The sequence below is a fragment of the Duganella guangzhouensis genome (assembly GCF_009674535.1).
Classification (GTDB): domain Bacteria; phylum Pseudomonadota; class Gammaproteobacteria; order Burkholderiales; family Burkholderiaceae_D; genus Rugamonas; species Rugamonas guangzhouensis.
The window spans coordinates 1-736 of sequence record NZ_WKJK01000064.1; the positions used below are offsets into that span (position 1 = coordinate 1).

At 49.2% G+C, this 736-nt stretch carries 2 tRNA genes and 2 rRNA genes; all 4 read left to right on the forward strand.

The window, feature by feature from the left end:
- Positions 1-219, forward strand: a 16S ribosomal RNA gene (locus GJ699_RS33905); the annotation flags it as partial.
- A 64-nt stretch (positions 220-283) separates the two neighbouring features.
- Positions 284-360: transfer RNA gene (locus GJ699_RS33910), tRNA-Ile, on the forward strand.
- Positions 361-373: 13 nt separating this feature from the next.
- Positions 374-449, forward strand: a tRNA-Ala gene (locus tag GJ699_RS33915).
- A 167-nt stretch (positions 450-616) separates the two neighbouring features.
- A 23S ribosomal RNA gene (locus GJ699_RS33920) occupies positions 617-736 on the forward strand; the annotation flags it as partial.

A 736-nucleotide genomic window follows, 5' to 3' on the forward strand; every position in this document is an offset into this window, starting at 1 on the left:
ACTGCATGAAGTTGGAATCGCTAGTAATCGCGGATCAGCATGTCGCGGTGAATACGTTCCCGGGTCTTGTACACACCGCCCGTCACACCATGGGAGCGGGTTTTACCAGAAGTAGGTAGCTTAACCGTAAGGAGGGCGCTTACCACGGTAGGATTCGTGACTGGGGTGAAGTCGTAACAAGGTAGCCGTATCGGAAGGTGCGGCTGGATCACCTCCTTTCTAGAGTTTGCACATTAAGCGCTCACACTTATCGACTGTAATGAAGTAGAGAACAGCAAATATTGGGGCTGTAGCTCAGCTGGTTAGAGCACCGTGTTGATAACGCGGGGGTCGTTGGTTCGAGTCCAACCAGCCCTACCAGTTGCACCAAATAGGGGGATTAGCTCAGCTGGGAGAGCACCTGCTTTGCAAGCAGGGGGTCGTCGGTTCGATCCCGTCATCCTCCACCAAAACCTGCTTTTACGTAAGCGACAGCGTTTAGGTAAAAGCAGTACCGTTCTTTAACAATCTGGAAGAAGTAAAGTTTTATTTAAGCGTGTAGAAATACACACTTAGGGTAGTAAAACTCATCATCACAAGTAGTAAATGCTTAGAACTATAGCCGTCAAGGTTATAGGGACAAGTGAATAAGTGCACATGGCGGATGCCTTGGCGATTACAGGCGATGAAGGACGTAGTAGCTTGCGATAAGCTGCGGGGAGCTAGCAAACAAGCTTTGATCCGCAGATTTCCGAAT